Annotated in this window: 28 protein-coding genes; 18 read left to right on the plus strand and 10 right to left on the minus strand. The window is 59.4% G+C overall.

Translation table 11 applies throughout. The annotated features are described in order from the left end of the window. The first annotated feature begins 16 nt into the window (after positions 1–16). The gene (locus tag ACA061_RS15425; protein WP_210552940.1) at positions 17–655 is read left to right on the plus strand and encodes a cysteine hydrolase family protein; all 639 of its coding nucleotides are present in this window, start codon (positions 17–19) and stop codon (positions 653–655) included. 95 nt (positions 656–750) lie between these two features. Here the strand turns inward: ACA061_RS15425 and ptrR are convergent, their stop codons facing one another. After that, entirely contained in the window at positions 751–1629 is an 879-nt protein-coding gene (ptrR, locus tag ACA061_RS15430; RefSeq protein ID WP_210553197.1) for a putrescine utilization regulator PtrR, read from the minus strand. Between the two features lie 104 nt (positions 1630–1733). On the opposite strand from ptrR, the gene ACA061_RS15435 reads away from it, so the two are divergent. From ACA061_RS15435 to ACA061_RS15445, 3 genes are all read left to right on the plus strand, one after another. After that, the gene (locus ACA061_RS15435) at positions 1734–3125 is read left to right on the plus strand and encodes an aldehyde dehydrogenase family protein (protein WP_497299551.1); all 1392 of its coding nucleotides are present in this window, start codon (positions 1734–1736) and stop codon (positions 3123–3125) included. A 256-nt stretch (positions 3126–3381) separates the two neighbouring features. Then, on the plus strand, positions 3382–3978 hold the full coding sequence (locus ACA061_RS15440) for a paraquat-inducible protein A (RefSeq protein ID WP_150615366.1): 597 nt from the start codon (positions 3382–3384) through the stop codon (positions 3976–3978). Then, entirely contained in the window at positions 3975–4664 is a 690-nt protein-coding gene (locus tag ACA061_RS15445; protein ID WP_150615365.1) for a paraquat-inducible protein A, read from the plus strand. The genes ACA061_RS15440 and ACA061_RS15445 overlap by 4 nt, the downstream gene beginning before the upstream one ends. Here ACA061_RS15445 and ydiJ read toward each other — a convergent pair. After that, positions 4597–7623, minus strand: a complete 3027-nt coding sequence (gene ydiJ / locus ACA061_RS15450) for a D-2-hydroxyglutarate dehydrogenase YdiJ (protein ID WP_497299552.1) — start codon at positions 7621–7623, stop codon at positions 4597–4599. The two genes, ACA061_RS15445 and ydiJ, sit on opposite strands and share 68 nt — an antisense overlap. Before the next feature lie 158 nt (positions 7624–7781). Between ydiJ and ACA061_RS15455 the strand changes: the two genes are divergently transcribed. Then, positions 7782–8666, plus strand: coding sequence for a LysR substrate-binding domain-containing protein (locus ACA061_RS15455; protein WP_210699851.1), 885 nt, complete (start codon positions 7782–7784; stop codon positions 8664–8666). A gap of 167 nt (positions 8667–8833) precedes the next feature. Here ACA061_RS15455 and ACA061_RS15460 read toward each other — a convergent pair whose 3' ends face one another. Together ACA061_RS15460 and ACA061_RS15465 are read right to left on the minus strand one after the other, a co-directional pair. Next, positions 8834–9439, minus strand: coding sequence for a DUF6338 family protein (locus ACA061_RS15460; protein ID WP_497299553.1), 606 nt, complete (start codon positions 9437–9439; stop codon positions 8834–8836). Between the two features lie 242 nt (positions 9440–9681). After that, complete coding sequence (locus ACA061_RS15465) at positions 9682–10017, minus strand: hypothetical protein (RefSeq protein ID WP_150602794.1); 336 nt, start codon at positions 10015–10017, stop codon at positions 9682–9684. 183 nt (positions 10018–10200) lie between these two features. Here ACA061_RS15465 and ACA061_RS15470 point away from each other — a divergent pair, with 183 nt between their 5' ends. Both ACA061_RS15470 and ACA061_RS15475 read left to right on the plus strand, forming a co-directional pair. Beyond that, positions 10201–10440 (plus strand): hypothetical protein, encoded by a 240-nt coding sequence (locus ACA061_RS15470; RefSeq protein ID WP_497299554.1) that lies wholly within the window; start codon positions 10201–10203, stop codon positions 10438–10440. A gap of 250 nt (positions 10441–10690) precedes the next feature. Beyond that, a complete protein-coding gene (locus ACA061_RS15475; RefSeq protein WP_150615361.1) occupies positions 10691–11053 on the plus strand; it encodes an NUDIX hydrolase in 363 nt (120 codons plus the stop codon). A 3-nt stretch (positions 11054–11056) separates the two neighbouring features. Here the strand turns inward: ACA061_RS15475 and ACA061_RS15480 are convergent, their stop codons facing one another. Both ACA061_RS15480 and ACA061_RS15485 read right to left on the minus strand, forming a co-directional pair. After that, positions 11057–11299, minus strand: coding sequence for a DUF1652 domain-containing protein (locus ACA061_RS15480; protein ID WP_150615360.1), 243 nt, complete (start codon positions 11297–11299; stop codon positions 11057–11059). A gap of 110 nt (positions 11300–11409) precedes the next feature. Next, positions 11410–12309 (minus strand): polysaccharide deacetylase family protein, encoded by a 900-nt coding sequence (locus tag ACA061_RS15485; protein ID WP_497301941.1) that lies wholly within the window; start codon positions 12307–12309, stop codon positions 11410–11412. 197 nt (positions 12310–12506) lie between these two features. Between ACA061_RS15485 and ACA061_RS15490 the strand changes: the two genes are divergently transcribed. Together ACA061_RS15490 and ACA061_RS15495 are read left to right on the plus strand one after the other, a co-directional pair. Continuing rightward, on the plus strand, positions 12507–13187 hold the full coding sequence (locus ACA061_RS15490) for an SOS response-associated peptidase (RefSeq protein WP_497299555.1): 681 nt from the start codon (positions 12507–12509) through the stop codon (positions 13185–13187). Positions 13188–13515: 328 nt separating this feature from the next. Next, positions 13516–13788 (plus strand): hypothetical protein, encoded by a 273-nt coding sequence (locus tag ACA061_RS15495; protein ID WP_210552948.1) that lies wholly within the window; start codon positions 13516–13518, stop codon positions 13786–13788. A gap of 43 nt (positions 13789–13831) precedes the next feature. Here the strand turns inward: ACA061_RS15495 and ACA061_RS15500 are convergent, their stop codons facing one another. Beyond that, positions 13832–13981, minus strand: coding sequence for a hypothetical protein (locus ACA061_RS15500; protein WP_191626427.1), 150 nt, complete (start codon positions 13979–13981; stop codon positions 13832–13834). A gap of 123 nt (positions 13982–14104) precedes the next feature. Between ACA061_RS15500 and ACA061_RS15505 the strand changes: the two genes are divergently transcribed. After that, complete coding sequence (locus ACA061_RS15505) at positions 14105–14491, plus strand: DUF2784 domain-containing protein (protein WP_150615356.1); 387 nt, start codon at positions 14105–14107, stop codon at positions 14489–14491. On the opposite strand, the gene ACA061_RS15510 is transcribed toward ACA061_RS15505, so the two are convergent. Further along, positions 14488–15015: a DUF3087 domain-containing protein gene (locus tag ACA061_RS15510; RefSeq protein WP_497299556.1), complete on the minus strand. Its 528-nt coding sequence runs from the start codon at positions 15013–15015 to the stop codon at positions 14488–14490. The two genes, ACA061_RS15505 and ACA061_RS15510, sit on opposite strands and share 4 nt — an antisense overlap. A gap of 226 nt (positions 15016–15241) precedes the next feature. Here ACA061_RS15510 and ppnN point away from each other — a divergent pair, with 226 nt between their 5' ends. After that, complete coding sequence (gene ppnN, locus ACA061_RS15515) at positions 15242–16615, plus strand: nucleotide 5'-monophosphate nucleosidase PpnN (RefSeq protein WP_042559566.1); 1374 nt, start codon at positions 15242–15244, stop codon at positions 16613–16615. Positions 16616–16825: 210 nt separating this feature from the next. On the opposite strand, the gene ACA061_RS15520 is transcribed toward ppnN, so the two are convergent. Beyond that, complete coding sequence (locus tag ACA061_RS15520) at positions 16826–18220, minus strand: FAD/NAD(P)-binding protein (protein ID WP_497299557.1); 1395 nt, start codon at positions 18218–18220, stop codon at positions 16826–16828. Next, positions 18221–18784 (minus strand): helix-turn-helix domain-containing protein, encoded by a 564-nt coding sequence (locus tag ACA061_RS15525; protein WP_210552951.1) that lies wholly within the window; start codon positions 18782–18784, stop codon positions 18221–18223. A gap of 85 nt (positions 18785–18869) precedes the next feature. Between ACA061_RS15525 and ACA061_RS15530 the strand changes: the two genes are divergently transcribed. The 7 genes from ACA061_RS15530 to ACA061_RS15560 all read left to right on the plus strand — a co-directional run bounded on the left by ACA061_RS15530 (position 18870) and on the right by ACA061_RS15560 (position 26084). Beyond that, on the plus strand, positions 18870–19808 hold the full coding sequence (locus ACA061_RS15530) for a DMT family transporter (protein ID WP_497299558.1): 939 nt from the start codon (positions 18870–18872) through the stop codon (positions 19806–19808). 218 nt (positions 19809–20026) lie between these two features. Then, the gene (locus ACA061_RS15535; protein WP_497299559.1) at positions 20027–22945 is read left to right on the plus strand and encodes a monovalent cation/H+ antiporter subunit A; all 2919 of its coding nucleotides are present in this window, start codon (positions 20027–20029) and stop codon (positions 22943–22945) included. After that, complete coding sequence (locus ACA061_RS15540) at positions 22945–23289, plus strand: Na+/H+ antiporter subunit C (protein ID WP_016775082.1); 345 nt, start codon at positions 22945–22947, stop codon at positions 23287–23289. The genes ACA061_RS15535 and ACA061_RS15540 overlap by 1 nt, the downstream gene beginning before the upstream one ends. Further along, positions 23286–24965: a monovalent cation/H+ antiporter subunit D gene (locus ACA061_RS15545; protein WP_497299560.1), complete on the plus strand. Its 1680-nt coding sequence runs from the start codon at positions 23286–23288 to the stop codon at positions 24963–24965. The genes ACA061_RS15540 and ACA061_RS15545 overlap by 4 nt, the downstream gene beginning before the upstream one ends. Further along, positions 24962–25450 (plus strand): Na+/H+ antiporter subunit E, encoded by a 489-nt coding sequence (locus tag ACA061_RS15550; RefSeq protein WP_210699842.1) that lies wholly within the window; start codon positions 24962–24964, stop codon positions 25448–25450. The genes ACA061_RS15545 and ACA061_RS15550 overlap by 4 nt, the downstream gene beginning before the upstream one ends. After that, positions 25447–25725 carry a K+/H+ antiporter subunit F gene (locus ACA061_RS15555; protein WP_150602808.1) on the plus strand — a complete coding sequence of 93 codons (279 nt, stop codon included), beginning with the start codon at positions 25447–25449 and terminating at the stop codon, positions 25723–25725. Before ACA061_RS15550 ends, ACA061_RS15555 begins: the two co-directional genes overlap by 4 nt. Further along, the gene (locus tag ACA061_RS15560) at positions 25722–26084 is read left to right on the plus strand and encodes a Na+/H+ antiporter subunit G (RefSeq protein WP_064587971.1); all 363 of its coding nucleotides are present in this window, start codon (positions 25722–25724) and stop codon (positions 26082–26084) included. Before ACA061_RS15555 ends, ACA061_RS15560 begins: the two co-directional genes overlap by 4 nt. Positions 26085–26086: the final 2 nt, after the last annotated feature.

Raw genomic sequence — 26086 nt, forward strand, 5'->3', positions numbered from 1 at the left:
GCCGGAGCAAACAGTCATGTTGCAACCTCGCTATCCGCTGGACAGAACCGCTTACTTGCTGGTCGATCCGTACAACGATTTTCTCTCGGAGGGCGGCAAGGTCTTCCCGCTGATCAAGCCGATGGCCGAACAGAACGGTTTACTCGACAACCTGCGCAAACTCGACCGCGCCGTGCGCGGCCTGCAAATTCCAGTAGTCATCGTCCCCCATCATCGCTGGGAAAAAGGCGATTACGAAAACTGGGATCACCCCACGCCGACCCAATGCAAGATCATGCACATGCACCATTTTGCCCGTGGCGAATGGGGCGGTGAATGGCATCCGGACTTCGCGCCGCAAGACGGCGACATCGTCGTTCAGGAACATTGGGGCTCCAGTGGTTTCGCCAATACCGATCTGGATTTTCGCCTGAAACAGAAAGGCATCACTCACGTGATCATCGCCGGTCTGCTGGCCAACACCTGCATCGAGGCCACCGCCCGCTATGCTTCTGAACTGGGCTATCACGTCACCCTGCTGCGCGATGCCACCGCCGCGTTCAAAGCGGAAATGATGCACGCCGCTCACGAACTCAACGGCCCGACCTTCGCCCATGTCATCGCCAGCACCGACGAACTGATCGCCAACCTCAACCCACACGGTGAGGCGCAATGAGCCGATCCGGTATTTGACACGGGTCGTATGCGTGGAAACTCTCGCGGCCATCGCCGATGGCCTGTGCCAAAAACCACACTCACACACAGTGCCAATTACTCTTCGGCACGCACCACACCGCGCTCTTCAAGCAAGCGCACGAACATGCTCAAACTGCGCGACACCGTGCCCCGCCGCCACACCAGCCAAGTGGTCAGGTAGCGAAAATCTGCCGTCAGCGGCCAGACACTCACTGTCGCGCTGCCTGGCATGCTTTGCAGCATTTTGCGTGGCATCAGCGCCAGGCCTGCGCCAGCACTGACGCAGGCGAGCATGCCGTGATAGGACTCCATTTCGAAGATCTTGCCGGGCACGGCGGCGTCGGTGCTGAACCATTTTTCGAAGTGGTGACGGTAGGAGCAGTTGGAGCGAAATGCGTAGATGCTCTCGCCGTTCACATCCGCCGCGCGCTGGACTGGCAGGTGGTTAAGCGGTGCGATGATGACCATTTCCTCTTCAAACGCCGGCACGCCCTCCAGCGCCGGATGCAACACCGGGCCGTCGACAAATGCAGCGGCCAGACGCCCGGATAGCACGCCGTCGATCATTGTCCCGGACGGACCGGTGGACAGGTCCAGATCGACTTTCGGGTGCAACTGGTTATACGCCGCCAGCAGCTCAGGGATGCGCACTGCGGCGGTACTTTCCAGCGAACCCAGAGGAAACGCGCCCTGCGGTTCTTCACCGGCAACCGTGGCCCGCGCCTCTTGCACCAGATCGAGAATGCGCCGTGCGTATTCAAGAAAACTCCAACCAGCCGGCGACAGGCGCAAACGGCTTTTCTCACGAATAAACAGATCGACGCCCAGGTCCTGCTCAAGCTGTTTGATCCGCGTGGTCAGGTTCGACGGCACGCGATGGATCTGCGCGGCGGCGGCGCTGATGCTGCCGTGTTCGGCAACGGCTTTGAAGATTTCCAGCTGCACCAGATCCATAGTCATTCTCTAATCGTGAAAGAAACGATCTTTATTATTCAGTTTCCAGAAAACAAACACCACCCTACTCTAGCTCCATCCTTTGAACACGCAGGACGACAGCCATGAGCCAGATTTCCAGCCAGACCCACGCCATCTCGATCAACCCCGCCACCGGCGAGCAGATCGGCCACTACGCGTTTGAATCCGCAGAAGCCCTCGATGCCGCGCTGACCCGCGCCGCATTCGGCTTCAGCAAGTGGAAACGCAAGCCGCTGCAAGATCGCTCTCGCGCTCTGACCGCCCTCGCCGGCGCGCTGCGTGAAACCGCTGAGGCCATGGCCACCATGATCACCCTGGAAATGGGCAAACCCATCGCCCAGGCCCGCGGTGAAATCGAGAAATGCGCCAAGCTGTGCGAGTGGTACGCCGAACATGGCCCGGCCATGCTCGATGCTGAAGCGACTCAGGTTGAAGACGGCAAGGCGCGCATCGAATACCGCCCGCTCGGCCCGATCCTCGCCGTGATGCCGTGGAACTTCCCGATCTGGCAAGTGCTGCGAGGTGCCGTTCCAGCGCTTATCGCCGGCAATACCTACGTCCTCAAGCACGCACCTAACGTCATGGGCAGCGCTTATTTGCTGCGCGATGCGTTTACCCGCGCAGGCTTTGCCCCCGGCGTGTTTGAAGTGATCAACGTCACTACCGAAGGCGTCTCCAGCGCCATCGCCGACCCGCGCATTGCTGCCGTTACGCTGACCGGCAGCGTCCGCGCTGGCATGGCCATCGGCGCTCAGGCCGGTGCCGCGCTGAAGAAATGCGTGCTGGAGTTGGGCGGATCTGATCCGTTTATCGTGCTCAATGACGCCAATCTCGACGAAGCCGTTCAGGCCGCGGTGATCGGTCGCTACCAGAACTCTGGTCAGGTCTGCGCGGCGGCCAAGCGACTGATCATCGAAGAAGGCGTCGTTGAAGAATTCACGCGCAAATTCGTTGAAGCGACGCGCAAGCTGAAAGTGGGTGATCCGCTGTCTGCCGATACTTACATCGGGCCGATGGCGCGTTTTGATCTGCGTGATGAACTCGATCAGCAAGTGCGCGACACCCTCGAAGAAGGTGCGACCCTGTTGCTCGGCGGCGGCAAAACCGCTGGGGCTGGCAACTACTACGAACCGACCGTGCTGGCCGACGTCACCGATCGCATGACCTCGTTCAAACAGGAACTGTTCGGCCCGGTCGCCTCGATCATCACCGCCCGCGATTGCGCGCATGCCATTGCGTTGGCCAACGACAGCGAATTCGGCCTGACCGCAACGATCTACACCGCCAATGTGCAACTGGCGCAACAACTGACCAGCGAGCTGGAAACCGGCGGCGTATTCATCAACGGTTATTCCGCGAGCGACCCACGCGTGACCTTCGGTGGCGTGAAGAAGAGTGGGTTTGGCCGTGAACTGTCGCACTTCGGCGTTCGCGAGTTCTGCAATGCGCAGACGGTGTGGCTGGATCGCAAATAATCCAGACACCACAAAACCACTGTAGGAGTGAGCCTGCTCGCGATGAGGAAGTGTCAGTGAACATTTGACTGTCTGACACTGCGCTATCGCGAGCAGGCTCACTCCTGCATTTTTTGTATTTCAGGTCTGGAAATCACTAAGCAACACCGCTCGAGGTTTTTTTGATCGTCAAAAACAGGCGTTAAAAATCGCAGCCTGCGACAGCTCTTCAGGATGAGCGTCTATAGTGATCAGGTCCCTGAATCGAGCGTTGTCCATGATCGCCCCCGAACAACTGATCATCTGCGAGCACTGCGATTGCGTGTATGAAAAAGCCGTGCTCGGCAAACATCAGAAATCCCTATGCGTACGCTGCGGCGGGGTACTCGAGCGCTTCAACGGACTGACCGTTGAGCAGCGTCTGGCCCTGACGTTCACGGCGGCGATGCTGTGGCTGTTCGCCAATTTCTATCCGGTGATGAGCATCAGCCTCAAAGGCCTGAAAAATAGCGCGACACTGTGGGATTCGGTGCTCGCCCTGAACCAGGGGCCGATCACGTTCATGGCGATGGTGGCCGCAATTTCGATCATTATTGCCCCGGCGTTTCAGTTGGTGCTGCTGATCTGGGTGCTGAGTTTCGCCCTCTCTTCCCGACGCGCGCCAGGCTTCAAGGTCTGTATGCGCTGGCTGGAAACGCTGCGCCCGTGGAGCATGCTGGAAGTGTGTTTGCTCGGAGCGATGGTCGCCGTGTTCAAACTGGCCGGGATGCTTGATGTGCTGCCCGGTATCGGCCTGTTCGCCCTGGCCGTGCTGAGCCTGATGATGATCCGCATTGCCGGCCGAGACATCCGTGAACTCTGGGACATCTTATGAAGCGACCGGCGACCGCCAGCGAGCTCAACCTGTGCCTGTGCCACAGTTGCGGCCTGGCCTGCGACATGACCGACGAACCCCATGAGTGCCCGCGCTGTGATGCCCCGCTGCACCGGCGCAAAACCAATTCGCTCACCCGTACCTGGGCCTATCTGATTGCCGCACTGGTGTTTTACGTGCCGGCCAACTTGCTGCCGGTGATGAACACCACGATGCTGGGCAGCGGCGCCGACAGCACGATCATGAGCGGCGTGCTGGAGTTCTGGCAGCACGGCGCGTGGGATATCGCGCTGATCATCTTCATCGCCAGTATTGCCGTGCCGGGCGTCAAGTTCGGCGCCCTGACGCTGCTGCTGATCACCGTGCAGCGTGACAGTGGCTGGGCGCGTCGGGAGCGCTCGAAGCTGTTTCGATTTGTCGAGTTGATCGGCTATTGGTCGATGCTCGACGTACTGGTGGTTGCCCTGGTCGCGGCGCTGGTGAAATTCCAGGCGCTGGGCGATATCGAACCGCGTATGGGCATCCTGTTTTTCGGCATGGTCGTGGTGCTCACCATGCTCTCGGCGATGAGCTTCGACCCGCGACTGATCTGGGACAACGCGCCGGACGACGAACCGCTCAGCGACGCAGCCCCGCAAGCAGCACCTGCAACGGATGGCGCACAGCCCGATCCGACTGGCGCTTGACCTGGCTGCGGCACGAATATCCGGTGGCCAGCGCTTCGCCCTCCTGCTCCGGCGTGTCGATCTGGCGCGCCCACGATTGTTCGTAGATCACTGCCGACGTGTCGCGGTTGCGTGCTTCGTGGCCGTATGTCCCGGACATGCCGCAGCACCCCGTAGCCTGCGTGGTCAGTTTTAATCCCGCTCGTTCGAACACTTGCTCCCACTGCCGGGTCGCGGCCGGTGCATTGGTTTTTTCCGTGCAATGCGCCAGCAGACGGAAGCTCTCGGCGTTGCCTTGGGGTGCCTGCTCCGGCATCACATTGAGCAGCCATTCCTGCAGCAGCGCGACTTGCGGACATGCCTGCATACCGGGAACTTTCTGATATTCCTGGCGATAAACCAGGGTCATGGCCGGGTCCAGTCCCACCAGCGGCACACCAACATCCGCCAGTTCGCGCAACTGCCGCGCATTGCGCAACGCCGCACGGTTGAAGGCCGTCAGAAAGCCCTGCACATGCAGCGGCTTGCCGTTGGCACTGAACGGCGCCAGATAGACCTGATAGCCAAGCCGCGAAATCAGCTCGACCAGATCCGCCAACAATGGCGCTTCGAAGTATCGGGTAAACGCGTCCTGCACCAGCACCACGCTGCGCTCGCGTTGCGCCTTAGTCAGCGCAGACAAGGTCGGCACCGTCGCCGGCTGCACCTGCCAACGGCGCATCGCTGCGTGGAAATCGAAACGGCTGAGCAACGGCACATCCACCATGCCGCCCAGGCGCTCAAGCAGTTGTCGAACCACCGACGCGCCCATCAAACCGTTGTACAGCGCCGGAATCCGCGCCATATAGGGGATGCTGTATTCCAGCGAAGCGATCAGATAATCCCGCGCCGGACGCAGATAACGGCTGTGATACAACTCCAGGAATCGCGAGCGAAACTCCGGCACGTTGACCTTCACCGGGCATTGGCCTGCGCAGGATTTGCACGCCAGACAACCGGCCATGGCATCGTAGACCTCATGGGAGAAGTCCGGCGTTTGCGCGCGGCTGTTGCGCCAGCGCTGCCAAAAAGTGCTGAAAAACGCGGGTCGGCGAACGGCCTCCGACAGCACATCAACCCCGGCCTCGCCCTGCAATCGCAGCCATTCGCGGATCAACGACGCCCGGCCCTTGGGCGATTGCGCGCGCTCACGGGTGGCTTTCCACGACGGGCACATCGCGTCATCAGGATCGAAGTTGTAACAAGCGCCGTTGCCATTGCAGTGCATCGCTGCACCGTAGTCCTGCCAGACTTTCTCGTCGATTTGTCGGTCCAGTTCGCCACGCAAGGTCACTTCATCGATCTTCAGCAGCTCAGCGCCAGTGTTGGCCGCCGTAGCGATTTTGCCCGGATTGAATTGGTTGAACGGGTCGAACGCGGCCTTCAGCGCTTGCAGCGCCGGGTACAGCTCACCGAAAAACGCCGGCGCATATTCCGAGCGCAGGCCCTTGCCGTGCTCGCCCCACAGCAGGCCGCCGTAGCGTTGAGTCAATGCGGCGACGCCATCGGACACCGGCCGCACCAGTGCCGCTTGTTGCGGGTCTTTCATGTCGAGAATCGGCCGCACGTGCAGCACACCGGCATCGACATGACCGAACATGCCGTACTGCAAACCATGGCTGTCGAGCAGATCACGCAACTCGGCGATGTACTCGGCAAGATGCTGCGGTGGCACGGCCGTGTCTTCGACAAACGGCTGCGGCCTCGCTTCACCCGCAACGTTGCCGAGCAAGCCGACGGCGCGTTTGCGCATGCCGTAAACCTTGTTCACCGCGGCATGACCTACCGCCAGCGTGTGGCCCAGACGCTCAACGGTAAGATCGTTGCTCAAGTGCTCAACGAACATCTCGACACGGCGCTGCAGATCCTCGGCATCGTCACCGCAGAATTCCACGAGGTTGATCCCCAGCGTCGGCCGTTCGGGGCTCTGTGGGAAATACTCGGCAACGCCATGCCAGACAATGTCCTGCATCGCCAGTAACAGCACTTTCGAGTCGACGGTTTCAATCGATAGCGGCTTAAGCGCCATCAGCGCCCGGGCATCGCGCAACGCGTCCATAAACCCGGCGTAGCGAATGTTCACCAGCATCGTATGTTTGGGGATCGGCAACACGTTCAACTTCGCCTCAACCACAAAGCCAAGCGAACCTTCGGCGCCACACAGCACGCTGTTGAGGTTGAAGCGATTGTCCGCCTCGCGCAGGTGCGCCAGGTCGTAACCGGTCAGGCAGCGGTTGAGATCGGGAAAGCGCGCCTTGATCAGCGCACCCTGCTCATCAATGATCTGCCGCGCACAACGATAGACTTCGCCAACCCGATCCTCGCGGGCGCACTGTGCCTGGAGTTCACTCTCCGCAAGGGGCAGACCGTGCAGACGCTCGCCGCCGCGCAGGATCATATCGAGTTCGAGCACGTGATCGCGGGTCTTGCCGTAGGTGCAACTGCCTTGGCCGCTGGCGTCGGTGTTGATCATGCCGCCGACGGTGGCGCGGTTGGAGGTCGACAACTCCGGGGCGAAAAACAGCCCGGCTGATTTCAGCGCGGCGTTGAGTTGATCCTTGACCACCCCGGCCTGCACGCGCACCCAACGCTGCTCGACGTTGATTTCCAGAATACGGTTCATGTGCCGCGACAAGTCGACAACGATACCGTCGGTCAACGACTGGCCATTGGTGCCGGTACCACCGCCGCGCGGCGTGATTACCACATGTTGGTAAACAGGGTCGGCAATCAGCCGCGCGACCTTGGCCACGTCCTCAGCGTCCATGGGGAACACTGCTGCTTGCGGCAAGCGCTGATAGATAGAATTGTCAGTGGCCAGCACCACGCGACTGGCGTAGTCGGCGCTGATTTCACCACGAAAACCGCTGGCCTTCAGCGCATTGAGGAACTGCTGGTAATTGGAGGTTTGCGCGGTTACGGGCGACAGCTGGGCAATCATCGGTCAGGACATCTCGGTAAAAATCGGGCCGTGTGGCGGTGAACAGTTGTACGCAACGAATGATTGCGTCAGGCTCCGCCATCTCATGTTGCCCATATTCATTGCTGACGAACGCTGGGACAACCGTAAATTCGACCCACTATCAATGACTTTTACGAATGAATCCGCGCACGCTCACCCCTTCCATGTCGTTACTGCTGGCTTTCGAGGCTGCCGCGCGCCACGAAAGTTACACCCGCGCCGCCCATGAACTGTCGCTGACGCAAAGTGCGGTCAGCCGTCAGGTGCAAATCCTCGAGAAGATGCTCGGCATGCGTCTGTTCAGCCGCGAAGGCCGGCAAGTAGTCCTGACCGACGTCGGGCGCATGTATCAACGCGAACTCGCCGAAGCACTCGGGCAGATCCGCAGCGCCACTTTGCAGGCCATGGCATTTGGTTCGGGCATCCACAGTCTGCGGCTGGCGACGCTGCCGACCTTCGGCTCGAAATGGCTTTTGCCGCGCCTTAAGGATTTCTACACCGCGCATCCGGGTATGACCGTGCACTTGCACTCGCGCATCGAAGCCATCGACTTTGATACCAGTGAAATCGACGCGGCGATTTGTGTGGGCGGCGGCGACTGGCCAGGGCTGAACGCCCTGCCCCTGCACACCGAGGAACTGGTAGTCATCGCCAGTACGCAGCTGTCCGCCGCCGAGCGCAACGACGCCGGGCAACACATCGCCGGGCAATTGCTACTCAACGTCAGCAATAATGCTCAAGCGTGGACAGAATGGTTCAGCCAGCACGACTTGCCGCATCGCAGCATGCGCATCGGCCCGAGTTTCGAAATGACTGCGCATTTGATTCAGGCGGTGCGGGCGAATATTGGCGTGGGCCTGGTGCCGCGGATTCTGGTCGAGGACGAACTGCTGAATGGGGAATTGCTGCAACTGGGGGAACCGATTATCAGTCGGCGCAGCTATTACCTGGTGTACCCACCGCGTAATGAAGCGCTGCCGTCGCTGAAGGCGTTTCGGGATTGGTTGGTGGAGACGCTTTGAAGCATCACGATGACTGCCGGGCAGTCATCAGGTTTCCAAGGATGGCTGGCGCTTCAGGGGTGGTGGCGCGCTCGGCCCTTTGATCAGTGGTTCCGCCAGTGGTTTTCCGTCTGCCCCCCTGAAAAGGCGCTCGTACTCCTTTGGCATGGGTTGTGGTGCTCTGGCGGTCATGATGAACCCTCTAATGCCGGGTTGAATTCAACCCATTTAACTTTCGCCGAATCTATCAGCAAAAATTCGGCACCAAAAGGCACCGATTTGCCATCTTCGTCGAGCCAATGCGGATCCTGCATCACAGACTGCCCATTGGCTGACTCAGGCGGCCACTCAACCGGCCAGCCAAGCACGCGCCTTTCGTCGGTCAAATGCAAAGTGATGAAGCGGTCATTTTGAACGAATGCGCTGAACCATTCGCTTGGGTAGGAAGATTGTTTCGTTACGTTTCTATTGCGCAACCATCCATGCAACTTGTCATTGGTGGCCAAACGACAGGCCAGCAGCCCAAGCAGCACCGAAGAAAAGAATGCCCACACTGCCTCAGCCTCTCCATTCCACTTTCCTACAGAAAATCCCTTTGCACCCACCCACAAACAGGCCACACCAATTCCTGCAACCGCCCCATGAATCACAAACGTGAAAATCAACGCCTGCACAATCTGGCCAAACGTATCCGGCCGCCTGAACGCTGTAAGCGAATAAAAAATCCACGTTGATAGAAAACCGGGAATCAGATACTGCAACAGCGGAATAACTTCTTTGACCAGATCATCCATGATCCGTGGCTCCTTGAAAGACATGTCGGCCTGATTTTCGGCCGGCACTCCAAAGCCTAGCGCACGCTAAAAAAATCCTCGCGAGCAACTGTCACAGCTCATTTCGCCGAACCGCCATCGCGTTGCAAGCCCCCAGAACAATGACCGACATTTCAGACCAAGCGCCCTTTTTAACTACCAACAGGCGAAAAAAAAGCAGAAACCGTTAAAGCGGTTTCTGCTTTTTCTGCACCCGACAATCGCTACAGGCAATCACGCACAGATTGGCGTAGCGAGCCGGACTTGGCCCAAGGCGGGCCCTGGTACAAGGACACGCTGCTGCCGTCCTTGTATTTGACGATTTCAAGAATCTCGTCAGCCGTGATGATGCTCGGTGCGGTGATGCGGTAACCGTTGGAGATCGATGTCTGCGAGGTTTTCGCAACATCCTTCTGCCACAACGGTAATACGCACGCGGCATAGTCTTTGGGCGCCTTGCTGCTGGTCTTTCTGACATTGGGCTCACCCGGCACCAACGATGTCGGCAACGAGCACCCTGCCAACACGGCCAACGCCAGCCCCCCGATCCATATCCGCATGATGTTTCCTTTTGCTAAAAAAGTGAATGTACCGCCTAACAGACAACACATCCATCGTGGCATCGCGCCCGCTGTGGAGATTGGACAATTTTTTACACCCATTCAGCAGATCACAGACAAACCACGCGCGACAGGCGAAAAATGCGACTACTCTTTTTTACCGAGAATGTTCCGGAGGTGATCATGCGGCTCAACGAATATGAACACGAACTGCAACGCGACCTGCAAAGCGTTGCGTCGGATCTGCGCTGGTCGGCAGTCGATCTGAAACGCATCGCCGAGCAGTTGCGCAAGTCTGGCAACGAGGCTGACGCGCAGTCAGTACTGAGGTCCTGTGAGGTCTTGCAAAGCGATGAAGAGCGGCTGCAGTTGTATGCCAAGGAAGTGAAGGCACGGGCAATCAGTCGTACCAAAATCCACTGACGTTTACTGTACCGCTGCAAACCAAAGCCCTGGCATTAGCCGGGGCTATTTTTACAACCCGTCTTCTCGCCTCGCGCCCCTAAACACGCGTTTAGCGTTTTCTATATCCGCTCGTACCACGCAAGCCTGTCCAGCATTTGGCACTTCTCTCAATACTCGACGCTCCAACGTCAAAGGAACCTTTATCCAAAGGCCCGGCTCGAATATTGCAGTTTTATTTCTTTTTTGTGACAGCGGTAACAGGTAACCGATGAAAGTACGTGCAACCGTCATTTGCGAACAGGATCGACATATCCTCCTGGTGCGCAAACCCAGGTGCCGCTGGAATTTGCCTGGCGGCAAAGTTGAATCTGGAGAAACCCGGGCGGACGCTGCCGTGCGCGAATTGCAGGAAGAAACCGGACTGAATGCCGATGAAGTGCTTTACCTGATGGAACTGCAATACGGCGGAACCCGACATCATGTCTATGAGGCTTCGGTGCTAAACATTGAACAGCTGCGCCCGCAGAACGAAATTACCGATTGCATCTGGTTTCCGTTAGACGCGGTGCACAATCTGAATACCAGCGAGGCTACGTTGCACATCGTTCGGGCGTTTCAACGGCGTTTATAAACATCAACCGGCGAAGGCCCTGCGGCCGGCACTCATTTCTGTACGCAATTCGCCGATAAAGTTGGAAATGTCGCGGATCGTGACGAGATGTTCCGGGGATACGCCGTTGAGCAGTAACTCGACGCGTCCGCTGCCGGGTTCATAGACTTTGATTTGCAGCAGCCCCTGAGGCGTTGAAATGCAGTCGCATTTAAACGTGGGAAAGCCGGATTCGACAATGCGGCAAATGTCGGCAATGGCAAGCATGGCTGGGCGCCTCGCAGGCGTTGAATCGTTCGATCCGTAGAGCATAGATGGCCGATGACTGCCCCGCCCCCCGATAAACGCCAACCCGATCACACTTTTCATGCGTCCCGTCAGTGAGCGTCGTGATCCCAGATCCAATTCCATATGCCCGGCAACTGCACCGACTCAGAACTCTGCTGGACTGTGCGTGCCAGCGCAGCCTTCTCCAATTGAGCGTGATCGTCATAAAACGGCTTTTGCGCCATTCTCACGCCGGTGGCGGCGGCGCTGTCGAGCAGGATTTGCAGATACTCGCGCATATGCCGCGCGGTATAGCGGTTGAGATCATGAAAGGTCACCACCACCGGAATCACCCCATCCACAGCGGGAAACTCACCGAGGGCGATGCGCTCACGCACCTGCGATAGCTGCTGCACCATGTTCGCCCTTCGGCGCGGGCTGGCATTGAAGCCCCAGATCTTGCCGTCATTGGCACTCAGATCCGTGAGCAACACGCGCAAGTCATGCTGCTGATAAGCGGCGAAGGTGCGTTTGTCGTAATTCCAGAACGGCGGTCGCAGCAACTTCGGCGGCGCTCCGGTGATGGCGGCAATGTCAGCAGAGCCGTTGATCAGCGATTCGTTGAGTTCCTGCGGGTCGAGCAAGCGATGGTTGGTGTGCCAATGGGTCGCTGTATGAAAACCGAGGACATGCCCCTCTTCGAACTCGCGTCGCATGATGCCGCGACCGATTTCGCTGTTACCAGCCCGGGGCGCACGCGTCTGGACGAAAAAAACCGCTTTGATGCCCGGCTGCACCGGGTTGTCCTTAAGGCTGTCGAGCACCGTCGCTGATGGATTCCAGAAACTCGAGGCGCTGGGGCCGTCATCGAACGTCAGCAGAAAACGCACTGGCGCTTGAGCCTTCAGCCGGGATTCAGTTTGCGCGGTCATTTCAATGGGCGCGGCAATGCAGCCGGCCAGCCCCAGGGCGATGATCACTGCAAAAAAAAGTTTAAATCCGGATGTCATGTTTTGCATTGCGCCCGACCACTGCGTTCATGTTGTCGATTGGCAAAACTCCCTCGCCCTTATCCATCCTTGCGCTCGGCTTCGCGAGCCGAGGTTGGATAAGGTACACAGGGTTTGGTTCCGGCGCTCGTTCAGTGCGCCAGTGACCGGTTAAACGAGGTCAACTAAGCTGATATTTCCTACAGGAGATTCAGCCAATGTGCGGAAGACTCTCGCAGTACCGGGGCATTCACGATTTCGTCGCAGTGCTGAGCATTCCCGATGCGCTGATCAATCATGTCGGCGATGCGCCGCTGGCTCGCTACAACGCCGCGCCGACCACCGCGCTGGCGGTCCTGCATCAATACGAACAACGCGTTTACGCGGACAACCTGCGCTGGGGCTGGCGTCCGCACTGGGCAAAGGATCGCGCCGCACCGATCAATGCGCGGGTGGAGAAAGTCGCGCACGGGCCGTTTTTCCGCGCGATCTGGCGTCACCGCTTGATCGTACCGGTCGATAACTGGTTTGAATGGGTCGATGCCGAGGACAAAACCCGACAACCATGGCTGATTCGTCGCGTGGATCAGGGGCCAGTTTTCTGCGCCGCCATTGGGCAATTTCCGACACCGGGTGCGGACGCTCGGGACGACGATGGCTTCGTCATCATCACGGCCGACAGCAAGGGCGGCATGCTCGATATTCACGACCGTCGGCCGGTGGTGCTCAACGCTGAAATGGCGCGCGAATGGCTCGACCCCGCGACGCCCGTGGAACGTGCCGAGCAGATGCTGCTGTTCGAGGGTGAAGACGCGGCGGCGTTTGAGTGGCACAAAGTCGACAAAGCCGTCGGCAACTCACGCAACCAAGGCCCCAAACTGATCGCTGAAGTGGCCTGAAAATTTGCCAGCGCCACACGTTCTCTCTTATGTAGGAGTTGCCAAAGGCTGAGATCTTTTGCTTTTCCAGATCAAAAGACCGCAGCCTTCGACAGCTCCTACAGGTGGCGCACAGGCTTTACAAATGGTGTATCAATCTTGAGACAAACGTAAATAAAACAGTCGTTTGAGCGAACTAACCGCTTGTCTGACATTTCAATCGTCATACATACATTTACATTCGCTACGGATAGCATGCGCGCCGCATTTCCGTTTGGTATACCAGTTGACCAAAGAGTCAAGAAACCAGGATTCCCCATAACTTTTACAAGCCTTGCAGAGAAATAAGTTGCGCGACGATTTTGCAATCAAACAGGTCAGTGGCCTGGAGTGTATTCATCTGTCCACGACAGAACGCTTTCAACTCGAATGTTTTATCGGCCATTACATCAAGACCCGAAACCTGAGTTCAGTCCCTGACATTGAACGTATCCTGCGCACCACCCTTGAGGGTTATCCCGGCCATGCTCCGGTGATGGTCAACGAGCTGAGCGCCTGGATCGACCGAACCCTGGGTTATCGGGCGGCACACCCCGATTTCAAGCAGTTGGAAGACCTTTGAAACGTCAAAGCCCCGTTGATTCGGGGCTTTTGCTATTCATCGTTCAAGGTTTTAGCGGGCGTTCCTGATCCCGATCCGACAGCTCTCTGCTGTCGTCATGTTTCCAGGTCTGCTCCTCTCTCCTCTTCTGTTGTTCGACCTCTTCTTCTGATGGCTCATCCTCATCATCCAGATGCGTTTTATCAGTTGCCATGTCCGCCTCGCTTTCAGAAGTAATTGATCACCGATAAAGCATAGCAATTGCGATAAATCGCGCCGTCCGTAAAGCGCCACTGGCGTACCATGGAACCCATCACAAATGCGTCAGGGAGACGACATGCTGTACCGAATCGCAGCCGACGGGCTGGTGCTGTTTCATTTGCTGTTCATTCTATTCGTGCTGTTCGGCGGATTGCTGGTGCTCAAGTGGCCGCGGCTGATGTGGCTGCACTTGCCGGCCGCCGCGTGGGGCTTCGCGGTCGAGGTGTTGCACCTGACCTGCCCCCTGACCTACTGGGAAAACCTGATGCGCCACGCCGCCGGGCAAACCGAGTACGCCGGCGGTTTCATCGAACATTACATCTGGCCGATCATCTATCCGGCCGGGCTCACACCGCAGATCCAACTGGTGCTGGGCAGTGTGGTGCTGCTGATCAATCTGCTGGTGTACGGGCGATTGATCCGCTCGTGGAAACTGCGCCGAGCGAGCCGTATTCCGTTTTAACGCGACGCAGGTTTCAGGGCCTCCAGCCACGCCGGATCAAGGCGTGGCTGGTCGATATCGAGACCCAGCGCTTGCATCCGCTCCTTGTGCTGCTCGACTTCGCGATGCAACTGCGCATGATCGCTGGAGTTGCCATCCAGTTCATGCATTTGCGTCAGCCCCTGGTGATAGAAGCGCAACACTTTCATCGCGATCGGGTCATTATTTTCCACTGCCGCCGTCACCTGATGCATCACGTTGGTAACGCTCATCAAATTGCGCTTGAGCCGCCAGCTATACACCGCCGGCGCCATCCAGCTCTGATTCCAGAAGCGCCCACGCAACAACGCCCCCGTCAGCAAGAACGCCAGAAACACCCCGCCGACATTGAATCGCAGGTTATCGCCGTCAGGCTCGCCGAACAGCGCCACCGCCGCCGTCGAAAACAACATCGCCAGCACCAGGAACAGCACGGCGATGATCAGCGTGCTGCGGCGGGTCTGCTGGCGAAAAGTGGCGGCGTCCATCGGCTGAATCTCGAACATCACAAATGACTTCCTTGAGCGAGAAAAAAAGGTGCAACAGAAAAACGGGCCCGCGCATTATCGCCTCTGCGATGGATTTAGCTATGCTGGGGGCCCTTTTCATCTTTTCATCGTCCAACGGGGACATGGCGGTATAGCGCAGATCGTGCCATCTTCATTCATGGATACACACTATTCGGATGCCATCCGCCTGGTTTTGGGATGACATCGTTTTAAGGATCATTGCATGACCCAACGACACGTAATCAATGCTTCGGTCAGCCCCAAAGGCAGCCTGGAAACCCTTTCTCAACGTGAAGTGCAGCAACTGAGCGAAGCCGGATCCGGCAGCACCTACACCCTCTTCCGCCAGTGCGCCCTGGCCATCCTCAACACCGGCGCTCATGTCGATAACGCCAAGACCATTCTTGAAGCCTACAAGGACTTCGAAATCCGTATTCACCAGCAGGATCGCGGTGTGCGCCTCGAGCTGCTGAACGCTCCGGCCGATGCCTTCGTCGACGGCGAAATGATCGCCAGCACCCGGGAAATGCTGTTCAGCGCCCTGCGTGACATCGTCTACACCGAAAACGAACTCGACAGCCAACGCATCGATCTCAGCACCTCCCAAGGCATCAGCGACTACGTCTTCCACCTGCTGCGCAATGCCCGCACCCTGCGCCCGGGTGTCGAGCCGAAAATCGTCGTGTGCTGGGGCGGTCACTCGATCAACACCGAAGAATACAAATACACCAAGAAAGTCGGCCACGAACTGGGCCTGCGCAGCCTCGACATCTGCACCGGCTGCGGCCCCGGCGTGATGAAGGGCCCGATGAAAGGCGCGACCATCGCCCACGCCAAACAGCGTATTCACGGCGGTCGCTACCTCGGTCTGACCGAGCCGGGCATCATCGCTGCCGAAGCGCCAAATCCGATCGTCAATGAGCTGGTGATCCTGCCGGACATCGAAAAACGTCTGGAAGCGTTCGTGCGTGTCGGCCACGGCATCATCATCTTCCCGGGCGGTGCCGGTACGGCGGAAGAGTTCCTCTATCTGCTGGGCATCCTCATGCATCCGGACAACGAAGGCCTGCCGTTCCCGGTCATCCTGACCGGGCCGAAACATGCTGCGCCGTATCTGGAGCAGCTCGACGCGTTCGTCATCGCGACCCTCGGTGAAGCGGCCAAGCAGCACTACGAAATCATCATCGACGACCCGACTGAAGTCGCGCGCCAGATGACCCAGGGCCTGAAAGCCGTGAAGCAGTTCCGCCGCGAGCGTAACGACGCGTTCCACTTCAACTGGCTGCTGAAGATCGATGAGGGTTTCCAGCGTCCGTTCGATCCGACCCACGAAAACATGGCCAACCTGAAACTGCACCGCGACCAGCCACCGCATGAACTCGCGGCCAACCTGCGCCGGGCGTTCTCAGGGATCGTGGCGGGTAACGTCAAAGACAAGGGCATTCGCCTGATCGAGGAACACGGCCCTTACCAGATCCGCGGTGACGCCGCGATCATGCAACCGCTCGACGCACTGCTCAAAGCCTTCGTCGCCCAGCACCGGATGAAACTGCCGGGCGGCGCGGCGTATGTGCCGTGCTATCGAGTGGTGGCGTAAGGTTCAGCCACACAAGCCCCCTGTAGGAGCTGCGGCACGCTGCGATCTTTTGATCTTGTTTTCAAAGGTCAAAATCAAAAGATCGCAGCGTGCCGCAGCTCCTACAGGAATTTGTGTTGGGCAAAGATCTTGTGCTCAACGCAAGACCCTGTGGGAGCTGGCTTGCCAGCGATGACGGCCGAACGTACACCCTCAACCCCGCAGGCCCTCTCAATCCGTCAACCGCGCCGCCAGCGCCTTCGCCTGCAGCGCCACATCCGTCACCGCCGTACTCTCCCACCACATCCCGCGCAACGGCGGGCCCATTGCGAACAAGCGACTCGCTGCTTGCCCGTGTTCGTCCACAACACCTCCGTCAGTCGCTGCCGCTATCCCTAACGCCAACGGCCCCGGTAGTACCAATCCCCGCGCCAACAATTGCTGTGGCAACGGTCGCGCCACTCGACGCCAGTCATATTCGATACCGCTGGAGTTGATCAGCGCGGCGCCATGTAGCACGCAGGTTTGCGCTTCACCCCGCGGACGAATGCGAATACTCACACCACTCTGCGCGCAAGGTTCAAGCCCTTTGAACGAAGCCGCGTGAATCCGCAACCGCCCTTCGCTTTGCAGACGCTCGACCAACTGCGCACTCAGCGGTGGCGAACGGTGGTGATGGCTTTCCCACCAAGGCCGCACATGACGTACGAATTGTCGACGCTGCACATCAGTTGCCTGGCTCCACAGTCGGCCGATGTGTGCTCGCACCGTGTCCAGCGGCGCTTGCCAGTCGATGCCTTGTGCGATGGCGTCGCGGCAATGCCGTCGCAGCTCGCGCAATAACTGTCGGGGGGAACGAATGCCATGGTCTTCAGCAAGGAAATCCACCCACGCCGGCGGTTGCCGACGCACATGGGGCAGCAAGCCGTGACGGGAAAACACTTCGATAGGCCCACGATGCCCGGCCTGTTCCAGCGAAACCACCGCATCGACCATGGTCAGGCCGGAACCAATGATCAGCACGCTCGATTGCGCATCGAGCTGACGCATGGCCGCGACATCCCACGGATCCAGCGCGGCAGCGTTTAGACCGCTGGATTGCTTCTGCGGCGTGCGTGCGGCGGGGAACATGCCGGTTGCGAGCACTGCGTACGCGCCGTGCAATTGCTGGCCATTGTTCAAGGTGAGCTGCACCGAATCCTTATTGATTTGCAGGTCGACGGCTTCTGCGCAGATGTGCTCGACGGTCGATCCCATCTGCGCACCAACATTGCGTGCTTCGGCTAAACGCTGCTGCACATAAACGCCGAACAATCCGCGGGGCGGGAACAGTTCACTGACCGGCACCTGCTGTTCGGCAGACTCGGGCCAGCCACCCGCAGCAATGTGCTCGGCCAACCATTGCGTCAAATCATCCGGGTTATCCGGATCGACGCTCATCCGCGCCGCGTTGCCATTGAGCGTGTGGCCCAACTCGACTGCACTGTAGGCCTCGCCACGGCCGAGTTCCGCGCGCGGCTCGATGACCAGAATCCTGCGCTGGCCTGGCCGACGCAACAACTGCACCGCCAGCATCGTGCCGCTGAGGCCACCGCCAATGATCAGAATGTCTGCGTGCTGGTTCATTCAAATCACCACATTGCGCACAAACCGCGCCGCCACATCCCCATCATTGCGATAAGCATGGGGCTGATTACTGGCAAACATGAAGAACTCCCCCGTGCTGATCTGCTGCGCATGATCGCCGAGCATCAAGGTCAGGCAACCCTCGAACACATAAATCTGTTCACTCCAGCCATCGGCGTCCGGTTGCGACGGATAGACCTCGCCCGGTTGCAAGCACCATTCCCATTGTTCGACTTCGCGGGTAGCGGTGGCTTTCGACAGCAACACGGCTTTGCTGCCGGGGATGCTTCCGGCCCACGCCACTTCGTTGATGCGGCTCGGATCGCGCGCGTCGGGGGCCTGGATCAAATCGCTGAAGGCAACGTCGAGTGCTTCGGCGACGCGGTCGAGGGTGGTCAGGCTGACGTTCTTTTCGCCCGCCTCAATCGCCACCAACATCCGCCGACTGACTCCGGACTTTTCCGCCAGCGCGGTCTGGCTCATGTCGGCAGCGTGCCGCAAGCGCCGGACGTTCTGGCTGACGTGTTGCAGGACGGAGGCGCGTTGGCTGGAATCTTTGTGCACTATATTGCTCACTCGGTGGGGTTGGGCAGTATACTGCGCAACATTTGGCGCATTGTGCGTCGCTCTTTCTCCCGCGCGCAAGGACATGACGTCAGTGAATCGCTCCGACACCTCCCCTCGTTTCTCCCGCTTCAGCAAGGCCGAGTGCGTGCTGGTGGTGATCACCATGATCTGGGGCGGCACCTTTTTGCTGGTGCAGCATGCGATGACCGTCAGCGGCCCGATGTTCTTCGTCGGCCTGCGCTTTGCCGCCGCAGCTGCCATCGTCGCGCTTTTTTCGTGGCGGCACCTGCGTGAGCTGACTCTGTTCGAACTCAAGGCAGGCGCCTTCATTGGCGTCGCAATCATGCTCGGTTACGGCTTGCAGACGGTCGGGTTGCAGACGATTGCGAGCAGTCAGTCGGCGTTTATTACCGCGCTGTATGTGCCATTCGTGCCGCTGCTGCAATGGCTGGTGCTGGGGCGACGACCGGGGTTGATGCCGAGCATTGGCATCATGCTGGCGTTTACCGGATTGATGCTGTTGTCGGGGCCGTCAGGAGCCTCGCTGAATTTCAGCCCCGGTGAAATCGCCACACTGATCAGCGCCGTAGCCATTGCCGCCGAAATCATTCTGATCAGCACCTACGCCGGCCAAGTGGATGTGCGCCGGGTGACGGTGGTGCAACTGGCAACGACCTCGGTGTTGTCATTCTTGATGGTGGTGCCGACGGGCGAAGCGCTTCCGGACTTTTCCTGGCTGCTGCTCGCAACGGCTTTGGGCCTGGGCGCGGCGAGTGCGGCCATTCAGGTGGCGATGAACTGGGCGCAGAAGAGTGTTTCGCCGACGCGGGCGACACTGATCTATGCCGGTGAGCCGGTATGGGCAGGGATTGTCGGGCGGCTTGCTGGCGAGCGTTTGCCGGCGATTGCTCTGTTGGGGGCCGGGTTGATTGTGGCGGCGGTGATCGTCAGTGAGTTGAAGACCAAGGGTAAGCATTCGGAGGAAGTGCTGGAGGATTTTGACCGCGAGACTGAGCGCTGAGGATCTTGAAGATCAAAAGATCGCAGCCTTCGGCAGCTCCTACGTTGGAATGCGTTTTCCTGTAGGAGCTGCCGCAGGCTGCGATCTTTTTTCGCCCATGAAACAACGCTAAACACAAATATCCAGACTACTTTGTAGGATTCTGAGACATCCTGGCGTTTGGTGATCGGGGAGCTGGCACGTATGATGCTTCACAAACTTCCGCAGATTAGAAGCCTATGTCCCTGATAGTTCTACTGCTTCTGCCATTCATTGGCAGCTGTCTGGCAGCGGTGCTGCCACACAATGCGCGTAATACCGAATCCCTGTTGGCAGGCCTGGTCGCTTTGATCGGCGTCGTCCAGGTGGCGTTGTTGTACCCGCAGATTGCCCATGGCGGCGTCATTCGCGAAGAATTCATGTGGTTACCCAGTCTCGGGCTGAACTTCGTTCTGCGCATGGACGGTTTCGCCTGGCTGTTCTCGATACTGGTACTCGGGATCGGCTCACTCGTCTCTTTATATGCCCGCTACTACATGTCGCCAGACGACCCGGTGCCGCGATTCTTCGCATTTTTCCTGGCGTTCATGGGCGCCATGCTTGGCCTGGTGATCTCCGGCAACCTCATCCAGATCGTGTTTTTCTGGGAGCTGACCAGCCTCTTCTCTTTCCTGCTGATCGGTTACTGGCACCACCGCTCCGATGCCCGCCGTGGCGCCTACATGGCGCTGATGGTCACCGGGGCCGGCGGACTATGCCTGCTGGCGGGGGTCATGATCCTCGGCCATGTCGTCGGCAGCTACGACCTTGACAAGGTCCTGGCCGCCGGCGATCTGATTCGTGCACATGCCCTCTACCCAATCCTGTTACCCCTCATTCTCATCGGCGCCTTGAGCAAAAGCGCGCAATTCCCCTTCCACTTCTGGCTGCCCCACGCAATGGCGGCGCCCACGCCCGTCTCGGCGTATCTGCACTCGGCGACCATGGTCAAGGCCGGGGTTTTCCTGCTCGCACGCCTGTGGCCATCGCTGTCTGGCAGTGAGGAATGGTTCTACATCGTCAGCGGCGCTGGCGCGTGTACGCTGTTGCTCGGCGCGTACTGCGCAATGTTCCAGAACGACCTCAAAGGTCTGCTCGCCTACTCGACCATCAGCCATCTGGGCTTGATCACGTTGCTGCTGGGCCTGAACAGTCCGCTGGCCGCCGTCGCAGCGGTATTCCATATCCTCAACCACGCCACGTTCAAGGCCTCATTGTTCATGGCTGCGGGCATCATCGACCACGAGAGCGGCACCCGCGACATCCGCAAGCTCAGCGGTCTGATCAAGCTGATTCCGTTTACCGCAACGCTGGCGATGGTTGCCAGCGCCTCGATGGCCGGCGTGCCACTGCTAAACGGCTTCCTGTCGAAAGAGATGTTCTTCGCCGAAACCGTGTTCATCAATGCCACGGCGTGGGTCGAAGCCGCGCTGCCGATTGTCGCAACCATTGCCGGTACATTCAGCGTCGCCTATTCCCTGCGTTTTACCGTCGATGTGTTCTTCGGCCCACCCGCCACCGACCTGCCCCACACCCCGCACGAGCCGCCGCGCTGGATGCGTGCACCGGTCGAGTTGCTGGTGTTTACCTGCCTGATCGTAGGGATTTTCCCGGCACAAGTGGTCGGCCCGCTGCTCGCCGCTGCCGCGCAACCCGTAGTGGGTGGCACCTTGCCGGAATACAGCCTGGCAATCTGGCACGGTCTGAACGCTCCGATGATCATGAGCCTGATCGCCATGTCCGGCGGCATCGTGCTTTACCTGTTGCTGCGTAATCAGTTCAGACACGGCCGCTTCAAATACCCGCCACTGGTGGGACGCTTCAACGGCAAGCGCCTGTTCGAGCGCAGCCTTGTGGTGATGATGCGGATGGCCCGGCGCGTGGAACGCCGACTCGGCACCCGACGCCTGCAAATGCAATTGTTCCTGGTGGTGTTGGCGGCGGTGCTCGCCGGGTTGATCCCGATGCTGCACAGCAGCCTGAGCTGGGGTGACCGGCCGAAGATTCCGGGCTCGATCGTTTTCGTGACCCTGTGGCTGCTGGCGATTGCCTGTGCCCTCGGCGCCGCGTGGCAGGCCAAGTATCACCGTCTCGCTGCCCTGACCATGGTCAGCGTCTGCGGCTTGATGACCTGCGTGACCTTCGTCTGGTTCTCCGCACCGGATCTGGCATTGACGCAGTTGGCTGTGGAAGTGGTCACCACCGTGCTGATCCTGCTCGGTCTGCGCTGGTTGCCACGACGGATCGAAGAGGTCTCGCCACTGCCGAGCACCCTGCGCAAGGCACGTATCCGCCGTCTGCGCGACTTGATGCTGTCGATTGCGGTCGGCGCCGGCATGGCGCTGCTTTCCTACGCAATGCTCACGCGGCAGACGCCGAATGACATTTCCTCGTTCTACCTCAGTCGCGCCCTGCCTGAGGGCGGTGGCAGCAATGTGGTCAACGTGATGCTGGTGGACTTCCGTGGTTTCGACACCCTGGGTGAAATCACCGTACTGGTCGCTGTAGCGCTGACTGTGTTCGCCCTGCTACGCCGCTTCCGCCCACCGAAAGAAAGCCTGCAACTGCCGGCCCAGCAGCGCTTGCTGGCACCGGACGTGGTCACCGATCTGGTCAACCCGCGTTCGGCCAGCGACACCGCGCTCGGCTTCATGATGGTGCCGGCGGTGCTGGTGCGTCTGCTGTTGCCGATTGCGCTGGTGGTGTCGTTCTACCTGTTCATGCGCGGACACAATCAGCCGGGCGGCGGGTTTGTCGCCGGGCTGGTGATGTCGGTGGCGTTCATCCTGCAATACATGGTCGCCGGTACGCAGTGGGTCGAGGCACAAATGAGTCTGCGGCCACTGCGCTGGATGGGCACCGGGTTGCTCTTCGCCACCGCCACCGGGCTTGGTGCGATGGTGGTCGGGTATCCGTTCCTCACCACTCACACCTGGCATTTCTCCTTGCCGCTACTGGGTGACATCCATATCGCCAGCGCGTTGTTCTTCGACATTGGCGTGTACGGCGTGGTGGTTGGCTCGACGCTATTGATCCTCACCGCTCTCGCCCACCAATCGGTGCGTGGTCACAAGAACGCGTCCCTGCCCAAGGCCGTCGCCAGCAAAGGAGCCGTCTGATGGAAGAAGTCATCGCAATCGCCATTGGCATTCTCGCCGCTTCCGGCGTCTGGCTGATCCTGCGCCCACGTACATTCCAGGTGGTCATGGGCCTGTGCCTGCTGTCCTACGCGGTCAACCTGTTCATCTTCAGCATGGGCAGCCTGTTCATCGGCAAGGAGCCGGTGATCAAGGACGGCGTGACCCAGGACTTGCTGCACTACACCGACCCGCTGCCGCAGGCGCTGGTATTGACCGCGATCGTCATCAGCTTCGCCATGACCGCGTTGTTCCTCGTCGTTCTGCTCGCCTCGCGTGGCCTGACCGGCACCGACCACGTCGACGGCCGGGAGCCTAAAGAATGATGGCAATGACTCACCTGATCGCCGCACCGATTCTGCTACCCCTGCTGACCGCCGCGATCATGCTGATGCTCGGCGAGCGGCACCGGCCGCTGAAGGCGAAAATCAACCTGTCCTCCAGCCTCCTCGGCCTGTTCATTTCGGTGATGCTGCTGCAATGGACGCAAACCACCGGCGTGCCGGGCTCGATCGGCGTATACCTGCCGGGCAACTGGCAGGCGCCGTTCGGCATCGTGCTGGTGGTTGATCGCCTGTCGGCGCTGATGCTGGTGCTGACCGGAGTCATCGGCGTGAGCGCCCTGCTCTTCGCGATGGCGCGTTGGGACGGCGCGGGATCGAGCTTCCACGCGTTGTTCCAGATCCAGTTGATGGGTTTGTATGGCGCGTTCCTGACCGCTGACCTGTTCAACCTGTTCGTGTTCTTTGAAGTGCTGCTGGCCGCCTCTTATGGCCTGTTGCTACATGGCTCGGGCCGGGCACGGGTTTCGTCGGGGCTGCATTACATTTCGATCAATCTGCTCGCCTCGTCGCTGTTTCTGATCGGCGCGGCGTTGATCTACGGCGTCACCGGCACCCTGAACATGGCCGATCTGGCGCTGAAAATTCCGCTGGTTCCGGAAGCCGACCAAGGCTTGCTGCACGCCGGCGCAGGCATTCTCGCGGTAGCGTTCCTGGCCAAGGCCGGCATGTGGCCGCTGAACTTCTGGCTGGTGCCGGCCTACTCTTCGGCCAGCGCACCGGTAGCGGCGATGTTCGCGATCATGACCAAGGTCGGCGTCTACACCCTGCTGCGCCTGTGGACGCTGCTGTTCTCGGCTCAGGCCGGGGCCTCGGCGTTCTTCGGTGGTGACTGGCTGATCTACGGCGGCATGGTGACCATGGCCTGCGCAGCGCTGGCGATTCTTGCCGCGCAACGCCTTGAGCGCATGGCCAGCCTGAGCATTCTGGTGTCGGCGGGGATTCTGCTGTCGGCCGTCGGCTTCGCGCAGCCGAACCTGATCGGCGCGGCCTTGTTCTATCTGGTCAGTTCGACGCTGGCGTTGAGTGCGCTGTTCCTGCTGGCCGAGTTGATTGAGCGTTCGCGCTCGGCCAACGAAATCCCACTGGAAGACGAAAGCGAATTGCTGCCGCGACCACAGGAATCCCTGCAACCGCCCAAAGGCATCAACCTCGACGACGAACAGAAAGCCGTGGTCGGTCAGGTCATTCCGTGGACCATGGCGTTTCTCGGCTTGAGCTTCATTGCCTGCGCCCTGTTGATCATTGGCATGCCACCGCTGTCCGGCTTCATCGGCAAACTCAACCTGATCAGCGCGTTACTTAATCCGCTGGGATTGGGCACCGCCGCGCCGATTTCCAATGCGGCATGGGCGTTGCTGGCGCTGTTGATCCTGTCCGGCTTGGCAGCGTTGATGGCGTTCTCGCGTCTCGGCATCCAGCGCTTCTGGACGCCAGAAGAGCGCCCGTCACCGCTGCTGCGCAAACTCGAATGCGCGCCGATTTTCCTGCTGCTGGGGCTGAGCATTGTCCTGACCTTCAAGGCCGAACCGCTGCTGCGTTACACCCAGGCCACGGCTGATGCTTTGAATAATCCGCAGCAGTACGTCAATGCCGTGCTCGGCACTCGCGCCGTACCGAGCCCGGAAAGCAAGGCAGCCCTGCTGGAGGTGCAGCCATGAAGCGCGTATTTCCGGCACCGTTGCTGTCATTGGCACTGTGTATCTTGTGGCTGACGCTGAACCTGTCGATCAGTCCGGGCAACCTGCTGCTCGGCGCGATACTCGGATTCGCTGCGCCGTTGATGATGCGCAAATTGCGTCCCAAGCAAGTGCGTATCCGCCGTCCATGGACAATCGTGCGGCTGTTCCTCCTGGTTGGTCGTGATGTGGTGACGTCCAACTTGATTGTGGCGTGGGGTGTACTCAACGCAGGTCGCCGCCCGCCTCGTTCGCGCTTTATCAAAGTGCCGCTGGACCTGCGTGACGCTCACGGCCTGGCGGCATTGTCGATGATCTGCACGGTAGTGCCCGGTACGGTGTGGTCCGAACTGGCGCTGGATCGCAGCATTCTGCTGATACACGTTTGGGATCTGGATGACGAAGCGCAATTCATCGAGCACTTCAAGAGCATTTACGAGCGGCCGCTGATGGAGATTTTCGAATGAGCCCATTACTGTCGAACGCGATTCTGCTGACGCTGTTTCTATTCTGTCTGGCCATGGTGCTGACCCTGATCCGCCTGTTCAAAGGGCCATCGGCGCAAGACCGGGTACTGGCGCTGGACTATCTGTACATCGTTGCGATGCTGATGATGCTGACCCTGGGCATTCGCTACTCCAGTGACACTTACTTTGAGGCGGCGCTGCTGATCGCGCTGTTCGGCTTCGTCGGTTCGTTTGCCCTGGCGAAATTCCTGCTGCGTGGCGAGGTCATCGAATGAACGCGGAACTGTCTCTTTGGGTTGAGATTCCAGTGGCGATCCTGCTGGTGCTCAGCGGCGTGTTTGCCTTGATCGGCGCAATCGGGTTGTTGCGGATGAAGGACTACTTCCAGCGCATGCACCCTCCGGCCCTCGCGTCGACACTGGGAGCGTGGTGTGTGGCGCTGGCCTCGATCATTTGCTTTTCAGCGCTGAAGTCCGGGCCGGTGCTGCATGCCTGGCTGATCCCGATTTTATTGGCGATCACGGTACCGGTGACCACGTTACTACTGGCGCGCGCGGCGTTGTTCCGCAAACGCATGGCCGGGGATGATGTGCCGGCCGAAGTCAGCAGCCGACGAACAGAAAGCGGTAGCTAATC

This window comes from Pseudomonas sp. LBUM1668 (assembly GCF_059695715.1).

Bases quoted from the DNA above. Each gene is read 5' to 3' on its own strand.
- ACA061_RS15425 (WP_210552940.1), top strand. From the start codon at position 17: ATGTTGCAACCTCGCTATCCGCTGGACAGAACCGCTTACTTGCTGGTC.
- ptrR (WP_210553197.1), bottom strand. From the start codon at position 1,629: ATGGATCTGGTGCAGCTGGAAATCTTCAAAGCCGTTGCCGAACACGGC.
- ACA061_RS15435 (WP_497299551.1), top strand. From the start codon at position 1,734: ATGAGCCAGATTTCCAGCCAGACCCACGCCATCTCGATCAACCCCGCC.
- ACA061_RS15440 (WP_150615366.1), top strand. From the start codon at position 3,382: ATGATCGCCCCCGAACAACTGATCATCTGCGAGCACTGCGATTGCGTG.
- ACA061_RS15445 (WP_150615365.1), top strand. From the start codon at position 3,975: ATGAAGCGACCGGCGACCGCCAGCGAGCTCAACCTGTGCCTGTGCCAC.
- ydiJ (WP_497299552.1), bottom strand. From the start codon at position 7,623: ATGATTGCCCAGCTGTCGCCCGTAACCGCGCAAACCTCCAATTACCAG.
- ACA061_RS15455 (WP_210699851.1), top strand. From the start codon at position 7,782: ATGAATCCGCGCACGCTCACCCCTTCCATGTCGTTACTGCTGGCTTTC.
- ACA061_RS15460 (WP_497299553.1), bottom strand. From the start codon at position 9,439: ATGGATGATCTGGTCAAAGAAGTTATTCCGCTGTTGCAGTATCTGATT.
- ACA061_RS15465 (WP_150602794.1), bottom strand. From the start codon at position 10,017: ATGCGGATATGGATCGGGGGGCTGGCGTTGGCCGTGTTGGCAGGGTGC.
- ACA061_RS15470 (WP_497299554.1), top strand. From the start codon at position 10,201: ATGCGGCTCAACGAATATGAACACGAACTGCAACGCGACCTGCAAAGC.
- ACA061_RS15475 (WP_150615361.1), top strand. From the start codon at position 10,691: ATGAAAGTACGTGCAACCGTCATTTGCGAACAGGATCGACATATCCTC.
- ACA061_RS15480 (WP_150615360.1), bottom strand. From the start codon at position 11,299: ATGCTTGCCATTGCCGACATTTGCCGCATTGTCGAATCCGGCTTTCCC.
- ACA061_RS15485 (WP_497301941.1), bottom strand. From the start codon at position 12,309: ATGACATCCGGATTTAAACTTTTTTTTGCAGTGATCATCGCCCTGGGG.
- ACA061_RS15490 (WP_497299555.1), top strand. From the start codon at position 12,507: ATGTGCGGAAGACTCTCGCAGTACCGGGGCATTCACGATTTCGTCGCA.
- ACA061_RS15500 (WP_191626427.1), bottom strand. From the start codon at position 13,981: ATGGCAACTGATAAAACGCATCTGGATGATGAGGATGAGCCATCAGAA.
- ACA061_RS15505 (WP_150615356.1), top strand. From the start codon at position 14,105: ATGCTGTACCGAATCGCAGCCGACGGGCTGGTGCTGTTTCATTTGCTG.
- ACA061_RS15510 (WP_497299556.1), bottom strand. From the start codon at position 15,015: ATGTTCGAGATTCAGCCGATGGACGCCGCCACTTTTCGCCAGCAGACC.
- ppnN (WP_042559566.1), top strand. From the start codon at position 15,242: ATGACCCAACGACACGTAATCAATGCTTCGGTCAGCCCCAAAGGCAGC.
- ACA061_RS15520 (WP_497299557.1), bottom strand. From the start codon at position 18,220: ATGAACCAGCACGCAGACATTCTGATCATTGGCGGTGGCCTCAGCGGC.
- ACA061_RS15530 (WP_497299558.1), top strand. From the start codon at position 18,870: ATGACGTCAGTGAATCGCTCCGACACCTCCCCTCGTTTCTCCCGCTTC.
- ACA061_RS15535 (WP_497299559.1), top strand. From the start codon at position 20,027: ATGTCCCTGATAGTTCTACTGCTTCTGCCATTCATTGGCAGCTGTCTG.
- ACA061_RS15540 (WP_016775082.1), top strand. From the start codon at position 22,945: ATGGAAGAAGTCATCGCAATCGCCATTGGCATTCTCGCCGCTTCCGGC.
- ACA061_RS15545 (WP_497299560.1), top strand. From the start codon at position 23,286: ATGATGGCAATGACTCACCTGATCGCCGCACCGATTCTGCTACCCCTG.
- ACA061_RS15550 (WP_210699842.1), top strand. From the start codon at position 24,962: ATGAAGCGCGTATTTCCGGCACCGTTGCTGTCATTGGCACTGTGTATC.
- ACA061_RS15555 (WP_150602808.1), top strand. From the start codon at position 25,447: ATGAGCCCATTACTGTCGAACGCGATTCTGCTGACGCTGTTTCTATTC.
- ACA061_RS15560 (WP_064587971.1), top strand. From the start codon at position 25,722: ATGAACGCGGAACTGTCTCTTTGGGTTGAGATTCCAGTGGCGATCCTG.